Raw genomic sequence first — 21,118 nt, forward strand, 5'->3', positions numbered from 1 at the left:
TTACTTGAATTCTACTGATACGGAACCGATGTCACTGAAGTCGGCGCGGAACACGTCGCCGGGCCGGGCATCGATCGCCCGGGTGCACGAGCCGGGCAGGATCATGTGACCTGCCTCGAGCCGCACTCCGAAACTCGCGACCTTCCGTGCCAGCCAGGCCACGGCCTTCGTCGGGTTGCCGAGCACCGCCGACGCCTCACCGCGGGCGATCTCCTCGTCACCCTGGAAGAGCACGGCCGAGATGGCGCCGATATCCACCCTCGACGGTTCCACCCGTCCGGCGCCGAGGATCACTCCCGCCGACGACGCATTGTCGGCGATCGTGTCGGCCAGCCCGATCTTCCAGTCCGTGATACGCGAGTCGATGAGTTCGATACTGGGAACGATGTATTCGGTGGCCGCGAGAACGTCCGCCTCGGTGCACCACTCCCCCGGCAACGTCTCGCCCAGCACGTAGCCGATCTCCACCTCGATGCGCGGAGAACAGAAGCGGGCGGTGTCGATAGGGGTTTCCTCGGCGTACACCATGCTCGACAGCAGGTGTCCGTAGTCGGGCTCGTCGACGCCCATCATCTTCTGCATGACCTCGGAGGACAGGCCCACCTTGTGGCCGTACACCGTCTCCCCCGCCTCGAGTCGCGCGCGGATGTTGATCAGCGCGATCTCATAGGCGTCGACCACGTCGATGTCCGGGTAGGTCGCGGTGAGCGGTTCGATGGGTGCCCGGTCCCGTTCGGCGTCCCTCAGCGATCGGGCCGCATCCAGCCTCTGCCGCTCGCTCAGCATCAGGCCACCTCGCCCGCGTGTGAGCGATTCTCTCGCCGCAGGCCACCGGCCTGGGCGGCGTGCTGCGCGGCGATGTAGCCGAACACCATGGCGGGACCGATGGTCGCGCCCGCACCGGCGTATTCGTTGCCCATCACCGAGGCCGAGGTGTTGCCGGTGGCGTACAAGCCGTCGATGACCGAACCGTCCTCGCGGAGTACCCGAGCGTCGGCGTCGGTGACGAGTCCACCCTTGGTGCCCAGGTCGCCGGCCTCGCAGCGGATGGCGTAGAACGGGCCCTGGGTGATCTCGTCGAGGCACGGGTTCTTCATCGTCGGGTCGCCGTAGTACCGGTCGTACGCGCTGTCGCCGCGGCCGAAATCCTCGTCCCGACCGGTGCGGGCGAAGCCGTTGAACCGGTCGACCGTCGCCACCAGAGTGTCGGCCTTCACGCCGATCTGATCCGCGAGGTCGCGCAGGGTGTCGGCTTTGTGCACCACACCTGAGTCGTAAAAGCCCTGCGGGAAAGGCACACCCGGAAGAACCTGCGCGAACGGGTAGCGCGACTTCGCCTTGGAGTCCATCACGAACCAGGCGGGTACATGGCCGCCGTCGAGCTGATCGTGCACGAAGTTCACATACGGCGACGACTCGTTGGTGAAGCGTTCGCCGCGACTGTTCACGATCACGGACGGCGGAATGCACCGCTCGGACACCAGCGGGATCACGGCGCCCATCGGATGCATCACCGACGGCATCCACCACGCATCGTCCATGAGATCGACTGCCGCGCCTAGCTTCTGGCCCGCGAGGATTCCGTCGCCGGTGTTCTCCTTGGCTCCGGCGCTGATGTTCGCGACACCGTGCTTGGGCAGGTACTCGGCGCGCATGTCTTCGTTGTGTTCGAAGCCGCCGGTCGCGAGGAGTACCCCGCGTTTTGCACCGATCCGGACGGTATTGCCGTCGCGCTTCGCGACCACTCCCAAAACAACGCCGCTGTCGTCGACGATCAGTTCCGTCATCGACGTCTGCAGCCACAGCGGAACCCCGGCATCTTTGAGGACCATGCGCATCCTGGCCACCAGTGCGCGTCCACCTGTCGCCATGTGACGACGACGAATCACGTTGGACGCCACCCGCCAGGCCGCCACCAGCGACGCCTTGCGTCCCTTCCAGGTGCGCTTCACCATGGCGAGGTCGTGGTAGTCCTTGGACGTCACCCACAGTCCGAGCGGGCCCTTCATGCTGTTCGGCCGCTGGTACCGCTCGTCGTCCTGCAGTGCCCTCGTGTCGAAGGGCTTGCATTCGATGGTCCGCCCGAGGGGTCGGCCGCCGTCGTACTCGGGGTGGTAGTCGGAGTAGCCCTTCACCCAGTAGAGCTTCATGTGCGGGCTGCGGTCGAGCAGTTCCATCAGCTCGGGGCCCTTGTCGACGAACGCGTCGAGTCGGTCTGCCGACACCCGGCCCTCGGTGATGATGTCGAGGTAGCGGCGAATCGACTCGCGGGAGTCGACGACGCCCTTCTCGCGCAGGGTGGGGGCGTTCGGGATCCAGATTCCGCCACCGGAGATCGCGGTCGACCCACCGAACGTCGCGCCCTTGTCGATCACGAGGGTGTCGAGCCCGCGGTGCGCGGCGGTGATCGCGGCAGCCATTCCGCCGCCCCCGCTGCCGACCACGAGGAAATCGACGGTGGTATCGAAGGTCTGGGAGCCGGCACTCATCGGTCGCCACCTTCCTTGCGGAGCAGGAAGGCGAGGACGGCACTCTCGAACGCCGTCTTCTGCTCGATCATCGCCCAGTGCCCGCAGTTCGGGAAGACGTGGAGTTCCGCCTTCGGGATCAGCCGCATCGGGATGATCGACATGTCCACGGGGCTCACCCGGTCGTCGCGGCCCCACGTGAGGAGGGTGGGGGCTTTCACCTTGTGCAGCTGCGCCCAGTAGGGCGTGGCGTCGGACTCGAGGGCCGCCCGGGTGTTCGCCTCGAACGCTGCCCGGCTGTACATCTTGCGGGCGCTGGCGAGGGTGTCGGGTTCGGTGGCCTGTGTCCAGCGTTCCTCGACGAGTTCCTCGGTGACCATTGCGGGGTCGAACACCATCGAATGCAGCCACTCGATCAGCCGTTCCCGGGTGGGGTCGTCCGTGAACTCCATGAGGAGTTTGATGCCCTCACCGGGGCCTGGGCTGAAGAGATTCTTGCCGATGCCACCGATGGTGATCAGTTTGGTGACCCGGTCGGGGTGCGCGATGGCGAACTGAGTGGCGACGATGCCGCCCATCGAGTTCCCGAGGAGTGCGACCTCGTCGATTCCGAGCCCGTCGAGGAAGCGGAGGACCGCGTCGGTGGCCGTGAGCATCGGGTGCCCACCGAAGTCGTCACTGACCCCGAAGCCGGGGAACTCCAGAATGAAGGTCCGGAAGTGCTCGGCGAAGACGTCGAGGTTGCCGCGGAAGTTGCGCCACCCCGTCACGCCGGGGCCGGAGCCGTGCAGCAGCAGAAGCGGCGGGCCGTCGCCGGCCTCGTGGTAGCGAAGCACGCCGAGGTCGGTGTTCAGCTCCTTCAGGGTGCCCTCGTAACTCGAGTCAGTCGTCATGGTCGATCACGTTGCCAGCGCGTGCACTGCTCGGACAGAAGCGATCCCGGTCAGCGAGACGTCCACCGCCCCGGCGACGCCTCGATCCGGGGCTTCCACTGATCGAGACGGCAGTTCGTGACCTGCCTGCCGCGTCCCTAGCCTCGAAAGCGATCACCGAATCAGTCGGTGTCGCAAACGATGTGGAGGTGGTCCGATGCCAACCGAACCGACGTGGCCCGAACTCGGCACGCAGATCGCCGCACCCACCCCCGACGAAATGCGGCGCAATCTCGGCCATTTCGCGAGTGGTGTCACGGTGGTGACCGGACTCGACGCCGACGGTCCGGTCGGATTCACCTGCCAGTCGTTCGCATCGGTGTCGCTGGCGCCTCCGCTGATCCTGTTCTGCGCCGATCATCGAGGGCGCGCCTGGCCACGCATCCAGGAGTCGGGGCGCTTCACCGTCAATGTTCTGCACGAAAGTCAGACGGACGTCTGCATGCGCTTCGGCTCCAGCCGCGGTGAAAAATTCGACGGACTCGACTGGGAGAGGTCGCCGTGGGCGACGCCCTCGCTCCCCGGCGTACTGATGCGCGTGCACGCAGACGTGCAGTCGGTGCACGCCGCCGGTGACCACGACATCGTGATCGGGCGGGTCCTCGGCCTCGAATCGGTCAGCGACGAGCGCCCGTTGGTGTTCTTCCGGGGTGGGTTCGGGCTGGGCGCCGTACCCCGTCCCGTGCGCGGTTGACGAGTCCCGAGACTCGTCAACCGCGCACGGGCGCTACAGCCATTGCCCCGACTGCACCGACAGCAGCTGGTCGAGCGCCTCGGTGGACCACGAGGTTTCCGGTATCTCCGCGGTCCGGCGGGCGCGACGCGGCGTCACGGGTTCGGGATGCAGAGCCCGCGTGACTGCCCGGGCGGCGTCGACGACGAGGGGCGCGACCCGCTCGAGCTGCACCGTACGGGCATCGCCGCACAGCGAGATACCGGCGACCGGGCCGTCGGCGCTCCGGACCGCGACACCGACACAGCCCACGCCGCGAACCGCCTCACCGCGCTCGAACGCGAGACCCCGGCGCTGCCGGATCCGGTTGAGTTCCTGATGGAGGGTGGTGAGCTCGGTGATGGTGCGGTCGGTGCTCCTATCGAGACGCTGCCCGTACAGGCTGTCGACCTCCTCGGGGTCCACCCACGCCAGCATCGCCTTGCCACCGGCCGTCGTGTAGGCGGGAACCCGCCCACCCACCTTGGACGGCAGCGCGGCCGCCATCCGGCCGCCGACCTTGTCGAGGTACAGGCTGTCCCCGCCGTCCAGCACGGTCAGGTGCACGACCATTCCGGTCTGCATGTGCAGGTCGTGCAGCAGCGGCGCCGCGGCCGCCCGGATCTGGCCGTGGCCATTGTCGCCGCCGCCCACACCCATCGCTCGACGGCCGAGGCAGTAACCGAAGCTGGCGTGATTCACCCAGTCCAGGCGCACCAGCTGGTCGAGGATGCGGTGCACGGTCGATCGCGGCAGCCGGGTCCGGCACGCCACTTCCTCCAGGGTCAGGCGGCAGGTGCGGCCGTCGAACGCGTCGAGAATCAGCGTCATCCGTTCCACCATCGACGGCGGCACCTCCTTCTTCACGGCAGGTACCGACGGTGCATTGCCTGAATCGATGACAGTCATCGACGCCTCCAAATATCCTGGTCACGAGCGTGCACCAGACTAAAACTGAAATGAATTCTTAAAATACTAACAGCTGTCCGCGGTGCGGGGAAGCAGACCGACAACGCTGACCCGGGGGTGTCCACCCATGAGAGTCCGTCGCGTTCACCTCTTTGGACGCGATCAGACTCGGGCGGCCCCCGCGCCCGCCGATCAGTAAGTTATCCTGTTGCGCCTCGCAGTTCGGGATTTCCGTCGACGATGGAGTAGAGCGCCTCGGTGATCGCCTTCACCCGCGCGAGTCGCGTCAATTCCCGCGGCACGACCAGCCAGTAGGTGCGGTGGGCGATGAACTCGTCGCGGAGAACCGGCACGAGATCGTCGTCCGGCGCCCCGATGTAGCTCGGCAGCGGCGCGATCCCGACGCCATGTTTCACGGCCTGGTAGTGGCCTGCGATGTTGTTGGTCTGGATCTGCGCCCGGAAATCCGGAAGAAGCTGGTCGAGGATGCGCAACGGTTCGACGTCCAGGAACGCGTCGACGTACCAGATGAGCGTGTGCGCGCGCAGGTCGTCGATCGAGGCGATGGCATCGTGCGTATCGAAATAGTGCCGCGAGGCGTAGAGACGCAGGTCGTAGTCCGCAAGTTTGCGGACCACGACGGACCGCGGTGACGGGCGTTCGAGGGTCACTGCGATATCGAAGTCGCGGCCCGTCAGTACGTCGTGCGTGGTGGAGGTGACGAGTTCGGTGAACAGGTCCGGATGCTCGGTGCGGACCGTGGCCAGGCCCGGGACTAGAACGAACGCCCCGAACCCGTCCGAGGTGAGGATCCGGACGGTGCCGGTCAGGTCGCCGGGAGCCGCGGACGACGTCACGTCGAGGGCGGCGAGCAGCGTCGACTCCACCGATTCCGCATAGGGGACCAGGCGGCGGCCGGCCTCGGTGAGCTGCCACCCGAAGGCGCCGCGGTCGAAGAGCCGCGTCCCGGTGTCCTTCTCGAGACGGGTGATTCGGCGTGACACGGTGGTCTGATCGACGTCGAGACGCTTCGCGGCATCCGCGAGACGACCCGTCCGCGACAGTTCGAGCAGATAGCGCATGTTGTCGGCGGTGAACACAACCCGCACCTCCCCGGCATTCTTGCAGTTCCCAATGCCAGATTACTCGTTGACCCCGGCATTGTTGCCAGACCAGACTCGGTGACACCCCCGAACTTCCAGGAGTGAACCCTATGGCCGTCATCTCGCATTGGCTCAACAACAAGTCCTATCCCGGAACGCGCGTCGATACCGCTCCGGTGACGAATCCGGCCACCGGTGCCGTGACCGGTCAGGTCGTCCTCGCCAGCGTCGAGGACGCCCGCGCGGTCATCGACTCCGCCGCCGCCGCGTTCCCCGCCTGGCGCGACACCTCCCTCGCCAAGCGCACCCAGGTGATCTTCAAATTCCGGGAACTGCTCAACGCCCGCAAGGGCGAACTCGCCGAGATCATCACCGCCGAGCACGGCAAGGTCGTCTCCGACGCATTGGGTGAGGTCTCCCGCGGCCAGGAAGTCGTCGAATTCGCCTGCGGCATCGCGCACCTGCTCAAGGGCGGCATGACCGAGAACGCCTCCACCAACATCGACGTCTCCTCGATCCGCCAACCCGTGGGCCCGGTCGGGATCATCTCCCCGTTCAACTTCCCCGCCATGGTCCCGATGTGGTTCTTCCCCATCGCCATCGCCGCCGGCAACACCGTCGTCCTCAAACCCAGCGAGAAGGACCCCACCGCCGCGATCTGGATGGCCGAACTCTGGGCCGAAGCCGGCCTGCCCGCCGGGGTGTTCAACGTCCTGCAGGGCGACAAGACCGCCGTCGACGAACTGCTCACCCACCCCGCCATCAAGGCCATCAGCTTCGTCGGCTCCACCCCCATCGCCCAATACGTCTACGCCACCGGCACCGCCCACGGCAAACGCGTCCAAGCCCTCGGCGGGGCGAAGAACCACGCCATCGTCCTCCCGGACGCCGACCTCGACCTCGCCGCCGACGCCATGGTCAACGCCGGCTTCGGCTCCGCCGGCGAACGCTGCATGGCCATCAGCGCCCTGGTCGCGGTCGGCGACATCGCCGACGAACTCGTCGCCAAGATCAAAGACCGCACCGACACCTTGAAGATCGGCGACGGCACCCTCGATTCCGACATGGGCCCGCTGGTGACCAAGGTGCACCGCGACAAGGTCGCCTCCTACATCGACGCCGGCGAAAACGACGGCGCCACCATCGTCGTCGACGGCCGGCAGGTGCAGGCAAATGGCGGCAAGGACGGGTTCTGGCTCGGCCCGACCCTGATCGACCACGTCACCACCGACATGAGCGTGTACACCGACGAAATCTTCGGACCCGTCCTCTCCGTGATCCGCGTCGACTCCTACGACGAGGCCCTGGAACTGGTGAACTCCAGCCCGTTCGGCAACGGCACCGCCATCTTCACCAACGACGGCGGCGCCGCCCGACGGTTCCAGAACGAAGTCGAGGTCGGTATGGTCGGCATCAACGTCCCCATCCCCGTCCCGATGGCCTACTACAGCTTCGGTGGTTGGAAGAACTCCCTCTTCGGTGACACCCACGCCCACGGCGCCGAAGGTGTGCACTTCTTCACCCGCGGCAAGGTCGTCACCACCCGCTGGCTCGACCCCAGCCACGGCGGCCTCAACCTCGGATTCCCCCATAACAACTAAGGAACCTCTCCCATGACCGCACACCTCTCACTCCCCCGTTTCGCCAGGATCGGGGCCGGAGCAGTCGACGAGATCGGCTCGGTTGTCGACCAATTGGGTCTACAGAGGCCGGTTCTCGTCACCGATTCCTATCTGACCGGCACCGGCGCGGCCGACCGGATCATGAGCTTCCTCAGGTCGGCAGGCAAAGAGCCGGCACTGTTCTCCGGCACCGTGCCCGACCCCACTACCGATTCCCTGGAGGAAGGACTGAGGATCGTCGCAGAACACAACGCGGATTCGGTGATCGGGTTCGGCGGCGGTAGTCCGATGGACACCGCGAAGGCACTGGCCGTGCTGTCCGCGAACGGCGGCGAGATGCGCTCGTACAAGGCACCGCACGTGTACACCGGGAATGCTCTGCCGATCATCGCGATACCGACCACCGCCGGAAGCGGCTCCGAGGCGACGCAATTCACCGTCATCAGCGACAGCGACTCCGACGAGAAGATGCTGTGCCCCGGGCTCTCCTTCCTGCCGATCGCCGCGATCGTGGACTTCGAACTCACGATGTCGATGCCCCCGCGGTTGACCGCCGACACCGGAATCGATGCGCTCACCCACGCTATCGAGGCGTACGTCAGCAAGAAGGCCCAGCCGTTCACCGACGGACTCGCGCTCTCCGCGATCCGCACCATTGGTAAGCACATCGGCACGGCGTACGCGGACGGTGAAGACCGCACCGCGAGAGAAGCGATGATGGTCGCGTCCATGCAGGCCGGTATGGCGTTCTCCAACTCGAGCGTGGCGCTGGTACACGGGATGAGCAGGCCGATCGGGGCGCATTTCCATGTCGCACACGGACTGTCGAATGCCATGCTGCTTCCCGCGGTCACGGCATTCTCCGCGAAGGGAGCGGAGAGCCGTTACGCCGACTGCGCGCGGGCGTTCGGCGCTGCACCGGAATCGGCCGGCGATTCTGTCGCCGCGCAGTTCCTCGTCGAAACCCTGACCACGCTGTGTCACGACCTGAAGGTTCCGACGCCGCTCGCATACGGGATCGATCGCGACGCGTGGAATGGCATGATTCCGCTGATGGCAGAGCAGGCGCTGGCGTCCGGATCGCCCGGCAACAATCCGATCGTCCCCACCGCCGGCCAGATCGAGACGCTGTATTCGGAGGTCTTCAGCTAATTACTGCAACGGCACTTATGGGACGTGTCCGCGTGTTCGATAATGGCAGGATCTGGCTTGGTGCTGTCGGCGTATTCGCCAGCGTGACCAGGACCAGACGTGCTCGTCGGGGCGGGCGTGTCGCAGGATCAGCTGCACTTGCAGCCGCCGGATTTCGGGTACCGTATACCCGATCATGCCCTGATCGTCGATCCCGATTCCCCCTTTACTGCTTCGGTTTTCGTCCCGGCTAGCCAGGCGAGGGCGAGCATCGACAAGGTGGTGTGGGCGTAGCAGGCCCGGTAGGTGCGCACCTGGTACTGGTCCAGGCCGGCCTCGTTCTCGGCCTGCTGGAAGCACTCCTCGACCCGCCACCGCGATCCGGCGACGGCGGCGAGTTCGGTGAGCGTGGTATGACGGGGTCCGGCGCAGATGTAATACGCGATCTCGGTCGGATCCGACAGGGATCGGCGGGCGAGCAGCCAGTGTCCGCGGCTCCGCCCTCGGACTCACACGACTGGGCGCTGTCACCGCCCCCTGCTCGGCGGAATTCTCCTATCCGCCGACCTCCCCTTCGGTCGGTCTTCGCCAGTCGTCGGTGCGACCGCCCTCCTCGGCTGCCTCGTCTGCCTGCTGGTCCCCGCCCCACCGGCAAGTAGGCGCAACTGGTGGGGTCATGGGGGCGGACAATGCGGACAGGAACAGCGCTCGTTTGAGCTTTTTGTTCCCGGATCAGGCCGAGAGATCTCTCGGATTCTTCACGACAAAAAGCGCGCCGAGAAGAAAAAACACAACGCGGCCCTGATCTGCCTCGCCCGACGCCGCTGCGATGTTCTCTACGCCATGCTGAGAAACAAGGAACTCTACCGGGCACCGCTCCCCTCAGCGGCTTGACAGGAACCATCAGTGACACCCCCCGTTTACTGATCGGTGGCGAACAACAGGGTTAGGCGCGACACGCGCCGCCTGCGACCTACCGAGAAGACACCCGTCGGCGCCCATCGCCGGACTCGCTACCTGTCACCGACCGCCGCAGCCGGGATCTTCATCGGAATCCTCAGCTTCAGCGCGTTGCTGCAGGAGGAGAGCTCACCGCGCAGCGACAAGCGGGGGCGGTCTCGCGGCCTCGGGCTGGCGGCGCCGGCCGCCGTCACCGCGCTCGGAATAGTCATGGTTGAGGCGGGAAGCGTATCGGCAACCGTTTCATCGTCAGAGTGGTCGGGTGGTCTGCTCTTCTCTCCGGCTGTCAGCTCGTGGGCCACGGATGATGCACCGCGGCCCACGTGAACTGCTTCCGATCAGTTCGTCTCGTAGGCGTCGTAGCCGTTGGCCTTGACGTCGTCCCAGCGAGCGAAGTACTGCGGCACACCCCCCGAATAGTTGAGCATCTGCGCCGGCTTGCCGGGCACGTTCGCGCCCCAATACCAAGATCGCGCCTTCGTGAACATCGAGTTCAAAAACAGTTCGTCGACGTGCTCACGCCACTGCTTCTCCGATTCAGAGGTGTTCTCGAACCGGGTGAGGTTGTGGTCACGCAGATACTGAAGGAACTCGACGACGATCTCACCCTGGTACTCGGCGGACGTGGGACCGTTACAGAAACCGGACGGGCTCTGCGGGCCGTAGAGGAACATCATGTTCGGGAACCCACGGGTAGACAGGCCCATGCAGGTGTCGACCCCGGACTTCCACTTCTCCTGGATGCTCAAGCCGTCGACACCTTGGACGTCGATGGCCATGATTCCGCCACTGTTGTTGTCGAAGCCGGTGGCCAGCACCAGGAGGTCGCATTCGATGACGCCCTCGTCGGTCTCGACCCCGTGGGGCAGCACCCGGCGGATCGGGGTGAGGTTGGAGTCGATGACATCGACGTTGCTCTGGTTAATGACGTCGAAGTAGTCCTGCTCGAGTGACGGGCGTTTGACTCCGTAAGGGTGCGGCGGTGTCTCGGGCGCCACGATCGCGGCCTTCTTCGGATCGGTGACCCGCTCGAGGACCTTGCTGCGCCAGAAGTCGTAGAATGTACGGTTGGCCTCCTCGTCGACGAGGATGTCCTGGAAGTTACCGAGCCACATCTCGAAACCACCTTCGGACCACATCTTCTCGTAGATCGCGTCACGCTTCTCCTTGCTCAGGTCGGTGGCGTTCTGCGGCAGGAAGTCGAAGTCGAAGCCTGCGAAAGCCTTGTAGCGCGCCGCGAACCGCTCGGGCAGTCCCTTCCGGAAGTTCTCGTTGTCGGCGCGGCTGAGCGCGCGCTGCTGCATCGGAATCGACAGGTTCGGGGTGCGCTGGAACACCGTGACGTGTTCGGCGACGTGACCGGCTTCCTGCACCACCTGCACGCCACTCGAGCCGGTGCCCATGACGACGACCTTCTTGCCGGTCATGTCCACGCCCTCCTGCGGCCAGCGGGCAGTGTGGTGGCATTCACCGGCGAACGAGTCGAGCCCGTCGAGGTTCGGGTAGAGCGGCTTCGCACCGAATCCGGTGGCGACGATCACCTGACGTGTCTTCTGGACCTTGCCGTCCGCGGACCGCGCGGTCCACTCGCGTGAGGACTCGTCCCACGTGCACGCCTCGGCGAAGGTATCGAACACGATGTCGCGCGTGAGATCCAGCTGCGAGTCGACGTACTCGAAGTACTTCCGGACTCCGGCGAAATCTGGATACAATTCGGCGAAATCGTGATTTTTCCACAGGTCCTTGTGCGAGAACTGATAAATCTGTCCGGTGCTATCGGTGCGTGCACCGGGATAGCAGTTCCACCACCAGATTCCGCCTAATCCCCCGGCCGCGTCCCAGATCTTGACGGTGAAGCCGAGGTCGCGAAGCCGATCCAGCGCATACAAGCCGGAGAAGCCTCCGCCAATGATCAGGACGTCGAGCACATCGTTGTCAGAATGCGAGCCGGTGCGGGTGGCCGTGTCGGCCTGGGATGCCGTCATTTGTTCCTCCTCGGGGTTACCCGGGACGTGTATTCCCGCCCGGACAAACATGACGTTAGAAGCGAGCATGTGATGTGAAGTGTCCGAAATCGAATCACGAGTGCGATCAATTTCAAGATATTCTCAAGAACCACAGGGATATTCGAGTACCGCCTTACGACGGACCAGGCGGCCGCAGCCACGATTGTTCCCGGGCGCGCGCCACCGACCGGGAGTCAGAAACCGAGGTCGCGGCCGATCAGTTCCTTCATGATCTCGTTCGACCCCGCCCAGATCCTCGTGACCCGAGCATCCCGCCAGGCCCGCGCCACCCGGTATTCGTTCATGTAGCCATAGCCGCCGTACAGTTGCACGCAGTGGTCGATCACCCGGTTCTGCACGTCGGAGGTCCACCACTTCGCCTTCGCCGCGTCGACGGAGGTGAGCTCACCCGCCACGTGGGCTTCGACGCACCGGTCGACATACGCCTGCGTGACCTCGATCTGTGTCACCAGGTCGGCGATCAGAAATTTGTTGTGCTGAAATGTTCCGATCGAGTGACCGAAAGCCTTTCTCTCGCGGCAGTAGTCGATGGTCTCGACGAGGATTTGCGCGGCGTGCGCAAGATTTGCGACAGCACACCCCAGCCGCTCCTGGGGCAGGAACGACATCATGTGGATGAAGCCGCGATCGAGCTCACCGATGACATCGGCGTCGGTGACCCGCACGTTGTCGAGGAACAGCTCGGCGGTGTCGGCTTCGTCCTGGCCGACCTTGTCGAGTTTACGGCCCCGCTCGAACCCGGGCAGTGACGTCTCGACACCGAAGAGGGTGATGCCCTTGGCGTTCTTCTCCGGCGAAGTCCGCGCCGCGATCACCACCAGGTCCGCCGAATACCCGTTGGTGATAAACGTTTTTGCACCCGAGAGCACCCACCGGTCGCCGTCGCGTACCGCGGTGGTCTTGAGCGCGGCCAGATCCGAACCGCCGCCGGGTTCGGTCATCCCGATCGCCGTGAGCATCTCACCCGAACACACACCGGGCAGCCACCGCTCCTTCTGTGCGTCGGTGGTCAGTTCCACTAGATACGGCGCCACGACATCGCAGTGGATGCTCACACTCGACGCCAGGGCAGCGTTGGCCTTGGCCAGTTCCTCGATGAGCACCGCGTTGAAGCGGTAGTCACCCGCGTCCGCACCCGTGTACTCGGCCGGCACCTCGAGTCCCAGCAGATCGTGTTTGCCTGCTTCGAGCCAGAAGTCCCGGGGCAGCGCCTTGTCGGCACGGACGTCGTCGGCGCACGGTTCGAAGTGCCGGGCGAGGAATTGACGGACGGAGTCCCTGTACGCCTCGTGGTCGTCGCCGTAGACGGTGCGCTTCATCATTGATCATCCCTTCGGATCGGTCCGCCGCCGTCACCCGGCGGGGCGGCGCGAGGAGCCGGGTGACTGGGGTCGCCCGTCCTGCGCCTATCGTCTCCGCTCTGGATGTGATTGGGATGTCCCGATACGCGACAGGGGGTTTCGGGATCACGATCCGAAACGTTCGTTCTCCAGCCCGAGCGCGCGGATCTTGCGGTACAGCGTCGACCGGGCAACACCGAGCCGATCGGCGGCGAGCGACTTGTTGCCGTCGGCCTCGTCGGGGGCACGCACGATCGCTTCCCGCTCGCTGCGTTCGAGGGAGGTGAGCTGCCGGCCCGATCCCAGTGCGCGGTAGTCGTCGGGAAGGTGTTCGAGTCTGATGTCGAATCCCATCGACCGGGCCACGGCTGTGTACAGGACGGCATCGAGCTCTCGGACGTTGCCCGGCCAGTGGTGGGCAACCAGAGCCCGGTGGGCTGCCGGCTGCAACTGCGGGGTGGGCCGCCCGGGGAGGTGAGCGCCGAGCAGTTCACGTGCGAGGTCGTCGAGATCCTCGATCCGCTGGCGCAGCGGCGACACTGACACACTTCGGCGCACATGGGTGTGCACCTGCTGGCCGGAACCGTCCGGCGCCGTCGAGGTCGCAGTCGCGACGATCGGCGCGGACATCGTCGCGGCCGCGTCCAGTAGCCGGCGGGTGGGAGCGACCGCGTCGTCCGGGATCTCGTCCACGTGCTCGACGATCCACGGGACGTTGCTCGACAGGCGCGCGCGCAGGTCTGTGACGGTCTCGGGGGTCAAGGTGGACGCGTCGACCACGGGGATGTCGCCGTCGTGGCCCCAGCGTTGCTGGATGTACCGGGCGACATGCGACTTGCCGACCCCCGACTCGCCGGTCACCAGGACCGGACCCATCGTGCCCGCGATCTCGTCGATGCGGCTCTGCAGCCGGTACGTGGCCAGGCTGCGGCCCACGATCCGGCCCGCGGACTCGGTGGCGGGAGCACGCCGCGACGCGGGAAGCACGGCCGTGTGAGGACGGGATACCGCGGACGGGACCATCGGACGCAACTCGAGAATCGCACTGAGCTGCTCGCCCGACTCGCTCACCCGCCGCGCATGGACCCGCACGTCGATACCGTCCGCGAAACGCAGCGGTCCTTCCCATTCCTGCTTCGTGCCCAGATGGCAGCTGATCCAGTCCCAGATCATCATCTGATCTGTCGAGTCCATCAGCCGAGACGCGGTCGGAGTCGCGATCACCGTGTCCGGACTCATCGCCACCACCGCGGCATTGCCACGGCGCTTGCTCCTCATGTATTCGCGCAGCAGAACTTGCTCACTCTTGGCGGACTGGTCGAAGAGCCGCTCCTCGACGTCCCGGACCGCGGAGAAGATCAGCGGCGCCATCAGGTCGCTGGCCTGATCGACGTTGCACGTGATGTCCAGGATGCCCGCCACCGTGCGCGAGACCGGGTCGACGATCGGCGAGCCAACGCACGCCAGCGACTGCAGGGACTCGAGCATGTGCTCGCCGCCGCGCACCCGGAACGCTTTGCGTTCCTCGAGGGCCGTGCCGATGCCATTGGTGCCTGCGTACTCTTCGGAGAACATGAAGCCTGGCGCCACCTGGGCACGGTCGAGACGCCCGAGCAGTGACCTCAGCCCGGTGCGGCGGTCGACAATGGTGGCACCCTGATCCGCGAGCAGGATCGTCACCGGCGCATCGGCGAGCTGTTCGGCCAGCCGATCCACGACGGGGCGTGCGGCACGAACCAGTTTCGAATCGGTGTGGGTATCGTCGATGAACCTGAACCGCGAGCCGTCCGGCGCCGCCCCGATTGCGCGGCACCGCCGCCACGACTGTTCGATCTCCGGTCGCAACCTCAGCGGAGCACCCTCCTCCGCGTCAAGGGAACGATCGTCCGCACGCGCGGAGGACCGGTCGGTCACCACACCCCGTCACCACCTCGGAACACCTCACCGCCAGTACACCCATTATGTAACCGGGGTCACATGGGCTGCGAGTGTCCCAGAACGCTACACCCCACGTCCTCGCGCCACAGTTGACGCATCCGTGCCTTGTCGAGCTTGCCCACCGACGTCGTAGGGATCTGGCCGACCCGCACGAAGGAGTCCGGAAGCCAGAACTTCGGTAGGGACGCCGCCAGATGGGTACGCAGTTCGTCGTCCGTGACCTCACCGGTGAGCCGGACCCACGCCACGGGGCGTTCCTGCCACGTCTGGTGTGGAACAGCGATTACGGCGGCTTCGAGGACAGCCGGGTGGAGCAGCAGCTTGTTCTCCAGCTCGACCGAGGAGATCCACTCCCCTCCGCTTTTGATGAGGTCCTTCACGCGGTCGTGGATGTGGACCTGGCCGTCGGGGTGGATCACAGCGACGTCACCGGTCCGCAACCAGCCGTCGTCGAACGCGTCGGCAGCACGGTCGTCGTCGAGGTAGGTGCCGGTCACCCACGGCGAGCGGGCTTGGAGTTCACCTGTGGTGAAGCCGTTCCACGGCAGAGTCCGACCCTCCTCGTCGACGATGCGCACCTGGAACAGCGGCAGGGGCCGTCCGTGGTTTGCGGGGGCGTGACTGAAGGTTCCCATAGGCGAGGTCTCGGTCATCCCCCATCCGTTGACGGTCGACACTCCGTGCGCCGCCCACCAGTTCACCAGCCCCGACGGTGGCGCCTGGCCGCCCAGCCACAGGGTCCGCAGGCTCCCGAGGTCGTAGCGGCCGGGATCGGCGTCGAACCGCTCGCGCATGAGCGCCGCGACAGCCGGTACACCGACGAACACATCGGGGGTCTGCTCGGTGGTGATGCGTAGCAGCTCGGCCGGTGACGGGTGCGGTCCGGGAAGGACGAGGCGCGCCCCCTGCAGGACACCCGCATGCGGAACACCCCAGCTGTGGACGTGGGACATCTGCGTAGTCAGCAGATACGAGCGTGACCCGTCGATCGCGACACCACCGGAGGCACTGATAGCCATGGCGTGCAGCACAATGCTGCGGTGGCTGTACACGACACCCTTGGGCAATCCGGTGGTGCCGGAGGTGAAGCAGATCGACGACGCGGTGGTCTCGTCGAGCTCCGGGAACTCCCCGAGCGGCACGGCGTCGTGCAGGAGCCGGTCGAATGACCACCACGTCACCGTCGCGGACGCTGCGGGATCGATACCGTCGAATGCACCGAAGACCACGACGTGCCGGACCCGGGACAGTCTGGGAAGCACCTCTGTGAGCACGGGCAGCAGATCGGCGTCGATCAACACCACTTCGTCCTCTGCCTTGTCCATCGCGTAGGCGATGTGGTCGGGCGACAGTCGGTGGTTGACCGTGTGCAGGATCGCCCCGCACGCCGGAACCGCATAGTAGGCGACGAGGTGCTCGAATGTGTTCCACGCCAGCGTCGCGACTGTCGTTCCGAAACGGATCCCGAGGTTGTCGAACGCACCAGCGAACCTGCGGGTGGCCGCGCCGAGATCGCGATAGGTGAACTCCCGGTCACCGCGGTCACCGTCACACGAGACACAGACTCGGTCGGCGAAAACGTTCTCTGCATGCCACAGCAACGAGCTGACGAGCAGTGGGCGATCCATCATCGTGGTGAACATTCTGTATTTCTCCGGATCCCGTGGGTGAGCGAGTGCGACCAGCGTCCATGTCGAACCGCCCTGCGGACCGTCCGAATTCGCTACAACGAACTCCCCGAGCCGCACTGCGAACTCACTGTTGCGTTGTGGGACACCCGCGCCGCACCGCGAATCCCGAGACTGGGGCTCACACCACCGGCCCCGGTCGATCGACCTGCGACCGACGGCACAACGCACGGCAAAGACCGAGCTCAGGAAAGCTCAGGAAGAGGTACCGACATGTCCGATCGTCAGCTCACCGAGATCGCGGCGGGCTTCACCTACACCGAGGGACCCCGCTGGCACGAGGACCGACTGTGGTTCGTCGACTTCTACACCCACTCGGTCAACGTCGTGAACCCGGACGGATCCGTCGAACGGGTTTGCACCGTCGAGCACCAGCCGTCGGGCCTCGGCTGGCTCCCCGACGGACGCATGCTCGTTGTCTCCATGAAGGACCGCAAGGTCCTGCGCAGAGAATCCGACGGCGCGCTCGTCGAGCACGCCGACATCTCCGCTCACTGCCGCGGCTACGCCAACGACATGGTGGTCGCAGCGAACGGGCAAGCGTACGTCGGTGAATTCGGATTCGACCTCATGGGCGGGGCCGACCACGAGAACGGTGTCGTCGTCCTCGTCGAGGCGGACGGCACCTCCCGCGTGGTCGCAGGCGGACTGTCATTCCCGAACGGCATGTGTATCTCCCCGGACGGAAAAACACTTTACGTCAACGAACTGTTCGGTAACCGCATCTCCCAGTTCGAGATCGAACCCGACGGAACACTCGGCCCCCGAGAGGATTTCGCCTCGTTCGGCGACCTCGCCGACGAACCGAGCGTGGAGAAGCGGCTCGCGGCATGCACGATTGCCCCAGACGGTCAGACCCTCGACGCCGACGGCGCGGTCTGGATCGCCGACTGCGTCAACCAACGGGCCGTCCGCTTGGGTGAGGGCGGGACCGTCCTCGACGAGGTGAGCACTGCACCGCTGGGCGTGTTCGCGGTCGCCCTCGGCGGACACGACGGACGGACATTATTCCTGTCGGTCGCCCCCGACTTCGACGAGACCAAGCGCAGTGCCGCACGCGAGGCCAAGGTCCTCTCGACGACCGTCGACGTTCCGCACGCGGGAAGGCCGTGACCATGCTGCGCACACGCTTCACAGAAGCCTTCGGTGTCGAGCACCCGGTGGTGTGCGGGGGTATGACCGGTGTGGGCACCGCGGAGCTGATTTCCGCGGTGGCCGAAGCCGGAGGCCTCGGCTTCCTCACCGCACTGACCCAACCCACACCCGAAGCGCTCGCGGCTGAGATCATCCGGTGCCGGGAGATGACCGACAAACCGTTCGGCGTCAACCTCACCCTCCTGCCGACGGTCACTCCCGTACCGTACGACGAATACCGTGCCGCGATCATCGACAGCGGCATCACCATCGTGGAGACCGCCGGCAGCAATCCCCGCGAACACGTCGAGGCGTTCAAGGCCGCCGGAATCAAGGTCGTCCACAAGGCCGTGGCCGTCCGGCACGCACTGAAGGCCCAGTCCATGGGCGTCGACGCGGTGAGCATCGATGGGTTCGAGTGCGCCGGCCACCCCGGCAACGAGGACATCCCCGGACTCGTCCTCATCCCGGCCGCAGCCCGCGTACTCGACATCCCGATCGTCGCCAGCGGCGGATTCGCTACCGGGGACGGGCTGGCAGCAGCACTCGCCCTGGGCGCCTCCGCGATCAACATGGGCACCCGGTTCGTCGCGAGCGACGAGGCTCCGGTGCATCCGAACGTCAAGGCCCAGATCGTCGCCAACGACGAACGCCAGACGATCCTCGTCTTCCGCGAGTTCCACAACACCGCCCGTGTCGCCCGCAACGCAATCTCGGAACAAATCGTGGCCATCTCGTCTCGTCCTCGCGCAGAATTCTCCGACATCGCGCACCTCGCATCCGGGGCACGCGGCCGCACCGAGGTACTGCAGAAGGGCGACATGGACGGCGGAATGTGGTGGGCGGGCCAGTCCCAGGGCCTCATCGAAGCCGTTCTGCCGTGCAAGTCGATCATCTCGGACATCGTGAGCGACGCGGAAACCGCCATCCGCAGAATCGCCGCCGACCTCACCTGATGCGCAAACAGGAGCTGCCATGAAGTACAAGACCATCCGCCACGAGATCGAGGACGGCATCCTCACCGTCGTCCTCGACCGCCCCGACAACCTCAACGCGTTCACCGTCGAAATGGCAGACGAACTCGAGCACACTTTCGTGTCGGTGAACGACGACGATGCGGTCCGCACCGTGATCGTCACCGGTGAAGGCCGCGCCTTCTGCGCCGGCATGGATCTGTCGAGCGCGGGCAACGTATTCGGGCTCGACGAATCGAAGACGCCATCCCTCGCCGACATGGACGATCTCGGCGACCCGGAGCTGCGCCGGATCCGCGACACCGGTGGCCGCGTCACCCTCGCGATCCACGCCTGCCGTAAACCGGTGATCGCCGCGATCAACGGTGCGGCCGTCGGGATCGGCGCGACCATGACGTTGGCGATGGATGCCCGCCTGCTATCGAACCGAGCACGGTTCGGGCTGGTGTTCGGCAAACTCGGGATCGTGCCGGAAGCGTGCTCGACATGGTTTCTGCCCCGGCTCGTCGGCATGCCTGCGGCACTCGATCTGGTCTACCGGGCCGACATCCTCGACGCCGCCGCCGCACACGCCGTCGGGCTGGCGCAGGCCATTTACGAACCTGATGCGCTGCTCGGTGCGGCACGAGCGCTGGCGAACGCGTGGACACGCGACCGGTCGCCGGTATCGGTGGCACTCATGCGCCAGATGTTGCTGCGGAATTCGGCGGCGCCGCATCCCGTCGATGCCCATCGCGTCGATTCCCTGGCCATGTTCTACACCAGCATCGGCGACGGCGACGACGGGGTGCGTGCCTACCTCGACAAGCGCCCGCCCACATTCCGCGGGAAGGCATCCGAGATGCCGCCGTTCTACCAGGAGTGGATCGATGCCACCACCTGATCACCGCCACACCCCGCGGACAGGGAGAACAGATCAGCAGATGAGCTCGGACCACACCCTCGTCGTGGACGCCGCACACACCCCAATCGGCAGTTTCGGTGGCTTCAAGGACGTGCCCGCACACGAACTGGGAACAGTCGCCGTGAAGGAGGCCACTCGCCCGTGCCGCGGTGGCCGGCGAGGACATTGACGAGGTGGTCATCGGCTGCATCGGTCAGGTCGGCCCCGACGCCGACCAAGCCCGCCGCGTGCGCCTGGTCGCGGGATCGCCGGTAACCCCCGGCATACTCCGTCAACGGGCTGTGCGGTTCGGGCATGCAGGCGATCTGGCCGACGGCGACGATGCAGATGCGCTGGGGCGGCACCGATATCACGGTCGCAGTTGGTGACGAGAACATGTCCCGCATGCCGTTCTACGGCTGCGGAGCACACAACGGCTGCAAGCTCGGGAACCGACCGCTTGTCGAGGTCACCGTGGGTATGCTCACCGACCCGTTCCACATGTGCACATGGGCGTCACAGCCGAGAACGTCGTCGACTCGCATCCACGGCCGGGAGTATGGCGGCAGACCTAGCGGGTAAGCGAAGGCGGTGGATCCAAGCGAGTACCTGCAGGGAGGGCGATCCGGGGCAGCCGGGTGAGCAGGTCTCTGTGCTGTTGATCGCGGATCCGGGCAAGTCTGCGACTCTCGCCGAACGCATCGCGCAGCGCCTGCCGGAGCACCTGGGTAGCCGGGACCACCTCGAGCGCCGGTGGACGACATGCGTGCGCAGCAAGCTCTACCTCTCAGACGAGCAAGCAGATTTCGCCGATGTCATCGACACGGTCGATCCGTCCGTCGAAGCGGAAGACATCGTCGTGTACCTCACCGATCTGCCGCGCCGCGAGGACACCCTGCCGGTGGTAGCCGACGTCAGCGCCGACCACCTGTTCGCGCTCATCTCCGTCGCCGGGGTGGGCGGCGTCCACATCGAGCGCCGCGTCCGCACCGTCACCGAACTCGCGATCGCCCACATCCGCGGCGAACCGAAACTGACGCCCCCCGGCGCAGCACGACGGTTCCCGTGTGTGCAGATCGAGGACGGCATCCGGTACTTCGCGCCCTCGGGTCTGCGGCAGCTGCGACTGCAGTGGTGGGACCAGGTCGACGGCCCACTCCTGCCCTGAGGGTTAATTGTCTAAAAAGACACCCAGCCGGGGTACCGTGCGTCGGGCAGGGCAAAAATCCGCGGATCGTCCACCGTGCGTGCTCGAAAGCGGTGGTGGGGCAGGTGACGCTGTCTGGGTAGCTCGCAC

The 21,118-nt window shown here is 65.8% G+C and carries 16 protein-coding genes and 4 pseudogenes; 9 read left to right on the top strand and 11 right to left on the bottom strand.

What is annotated here, in order from left to right; genetic code table 11:
* Genes JQT59_RS05410 through JQT59_RS05420 form a run of 3 tightly spaced genes read right to left on the bottom strand, consistent with a single transcriptional unit; the run spans position 1 to position 3,361 of the window.
* Entirely contained in the window at positions 1-786 is a 786-nt protein-coding gene (locus JQT59_RS05410) for a 2-keto-4-pentenoate hydratase (protein ID WP_213575176.1), read from the bottom strand.
* Positions 786-2,489 (bottom strand): FAD-binding protein, encoded by a 1,704-nt coding sequence (locus JQT59_RS05415; protein ID WP_213575177.1) that lies wholly within the window; start codon positions 2,487-2,489, stop codon positions 786-788. The genes JQT59_RS05410 and JQT59_RS05415 overlap by 1 nt, the downstream gene beginning before the upstream one ends.
* The gene (locus JQT59_RS05420; protein ID WP_213575179.1) at positions 2,486-3,361 is read right to left on the bottom strand and encodes an alpha/beta fold hydrolase; all 876 of its coding nucleotides are present in this window, start codon (positions 3,359-3,361) and stop codon (positions 2,486-2,488) included. The genes JQT59_RS05415 and JQT59_RS05420 overlap by 4 nt, the downstream gene beginning before the upstream one ends.
* Positions 3,362-3,557: 196 nt before the next feature.
* On the opposite strand from JQT59_RS05420, the gene JQT59_RS05425 reads away from it, so the two are divergent.
* The gene (locus JQT59_RS05425) at positions 3,558-4,094 is read left to right on the top strand and encodes a flavin reductase family protein (protein ID WP_213575181.1); all 537 of its coding nucleotides are present in this window, start codon (positions 3,558-3,560) and stop codon (positions 4,092-4,094) included.
* A 33-nt stretch (positions 4,095-4,127) separates the two neighbouring features.
* Here the strand turns inward: JQT59_RS05425 and JQT59_RS05430 are convergent, their stop codons facing one another.
* Both JQT59_RS05430 and JQT59_RS05435 read right to left on the bottom strand, forming a co-directional pair.
* Positions 4,128-5,021: an IclR family transcriptional regulator gene (locus JQT59_RS05430; protein ID WP_213575183.1), complete on the bottom strand. Its 894-nt coding sequence runs from the start codon at positions 5,019-5,021 to the stop codon at positions 4,128-4,130.
* 200 nt (positions 5,022-5,221) lie between these two features.
* Entirely contained in the window at positions 5,222-6,121 is a 900-nt protein-coding gene (locus JQT59_RS05435; protein WP_213575185.1) for a LysR family transcriptional regulator, read from the bottom strand.
* Between the two features lie 113 nt (positions 6,122-6,234).
* Between JQT59_RS05435 and JQT59_RS05440 the strand changes: the two genes are divergently transcribed.
* On the top strand, positions 6,235-7,725 hold the full coding sequence (locus JQT59_RS05440; protein ID WP_213575187.1) for a CoA-acylating methylmalonate-semialdehyde dehydrogenase: 1,491 nt from the start codon (positions 6,235-6,237) through the stop codon (positions 7,723-7,725).
* Positions 7,726-7,737: 12 nt separating this feature from the next.
* On the top strand, positions 7,738-8,898 hold the full coding sequence (locus JQT59_RS05445) for an iron-containing alcohol dehydrogenase (RefSeq protein ID WP_213575189.1): 1,161 nt from the start codon (positions 7,738-7,740) through the stop codon (positions 8,896-8,898).
* Between the two features lie 173 nt (positions 8,899-9,071).
* Here the strand turns inward: JQT59_RS05445 and JQT59_RS05450 are convergent.
* A pseudogene (locus tag JQT59_RS05450) lies at positions 9,072-9,371 on the bottom strand (IS701 family transposase); the annotation flags it as partial.
* 253 nt (positions 9,372-9,624) lie between these two features.
* On the opposite strand from JQT59_RS05450, the pseudogene JQT59_RS05455 reads away from it, so the two are divergent.
* Positions 9,625-9,771, top strand: a pseudogene (locus JQT59_RS05455) (IS110 family transposase); the annotation flags it as partial.
* A 119-nt stretch (positions 9,772-9,890) separates the two neighbouring features.
* Here JQT59_RS05455 and JQT59_RS05460 read toward each other — a convergent pair.
* The 5 genes from JQT59_RS05460 to JQT59_RS05480 form a co-directional block, all read right to left on the bottom strand.
* Positions 9,891-10,049, bottom strand: a complete 159-nt coding sequence (locus JQT59_RS05460) for a hypothetical protein (protein ID WP_213575191.1) — start codon at positions 10,047-10,049, stop codon at positions 9,891-9,893.
* 126 nt (positions 10,050-10,175) lie between these two features.
* Positions 10,176-11,822, bottom strand: a complete 1,647-nt coding sequence (locus tag JQT59_RS05465) for a flavin-containing monooxygenase (protein WP_213575193.1) — start codon at positions 11,820-11,822, stop codon at positions 10,176-10,178.
* A gap of 215 nt (positions 11,823-12,037) precedes the next feature.
* Complete coding sequence (locus JQT59_RS05470; protein ID WP_213577437.1) at positions 12,038-13,183, bottom strand: acyl-CoA dehydrogenase family protein; 1,146 nt, start codon at positions 13,181-13,183, stop codon at positions 12,038-12,040.
* 147 nt (positions 13,184-13,330) lie between these two features.
* On the bottom strand, positions 13,331-15,121 hold the full coding sequence (locus tag JQT59_RS05475) for a sigma-54-dependent Fis family transcriptional regulator (protein WP_213575195.1): 1,791 nt from the start codon (positions 15,119-15,121) through the stop codon (positions 13,331-13,333).
* Positions 15,122-15,177: 56 nt separating this feature from the next.
* Entirely contained in the window at positions 15,178-16,785 is a 1,608-nt protein-coding gene (locus JQT59_RS05480; RefSeq protein WP_213575197.1) for a long-chain fatty acid--CoA ligase, read from the bottom strand.
* Positions 16,786-17,043: 258 nt separating this feature from the next.
* Here JQT59_RS05480 and JQT59_RS05485 point away from each other — a divergent pair, with 258 nt between their 5' ends.
* The 5 genes and pseudogenes from JQT59_RS05485 to JQT59_RS05505 all read left to right on the top strand — a co-directional run.
* Positions 17,044-17,943 (top strand): SMP-30/gluconolactonase/LRE family protein, encoded by a 900-nt coding sequence (locus JQT59_RS05485; protein WP_213575199.1) that lies wholly within the window; start codon positions 17,044-17,046, stop codon positions 17,941-17,943.
* Between the two features lie 2 nt (positions 17,944-17,945).
* Positions 17,946-18,920 carry an NAD(P)H-dependent flavin oxidoreductase gene (locus JQT59_RS05490; RefSeq protein ID WP_213575201.1) on the top strand — a complete coding sequence of 325 codons (975 nt, stop codon included), beginning with the start codon at positions 17,946-17,948 and terminating at the stop codon, positions 18,918-18,920.
* Between the two features lie 19 nt (positions 18,921-18,939).
* Positions 18,940-19,821, top strand: a complete 882-nt coding sequence (locus tag JQT59_RS05495) for a crotonase/enoyl-CoA hydratase family protein (protein WP_213575203.1) — start codon at positions 18,940-18,942, stop codon at positions 19,819-19,821.
* 40 nt (positions 19,822-19,861) lie between these two features.
* Positions 19,862-20,354 (top strand): annotated as a pseudogene (locus tag JQT59_RS05500) (thiolase family protein); the annotation flags it as partial.
* 58 nt (positions 20,355-20,412) lie between these two features.
* Positions 20,413-20,950: pseudogene (locus tag JQT59_RS05505) on the top strand (hypothetical protein); the annotation flags it as partial.
* Between the last annotated feature and the right edge of the window lie 168 nt (positions 20,951-21,118).

Source organism: Rhodococcus sp. USK13, from assembly GCF_018343855.1.
In the GTDB taxonomy this organism is placed as follows: domain Bacteria; phylum Actinomycetota; class Actinomycetes; order Mycobacteriales; family Mycobacteriaceae; genus Rhodococcus_F; species Rhodococcus_F oxybenzonivorans.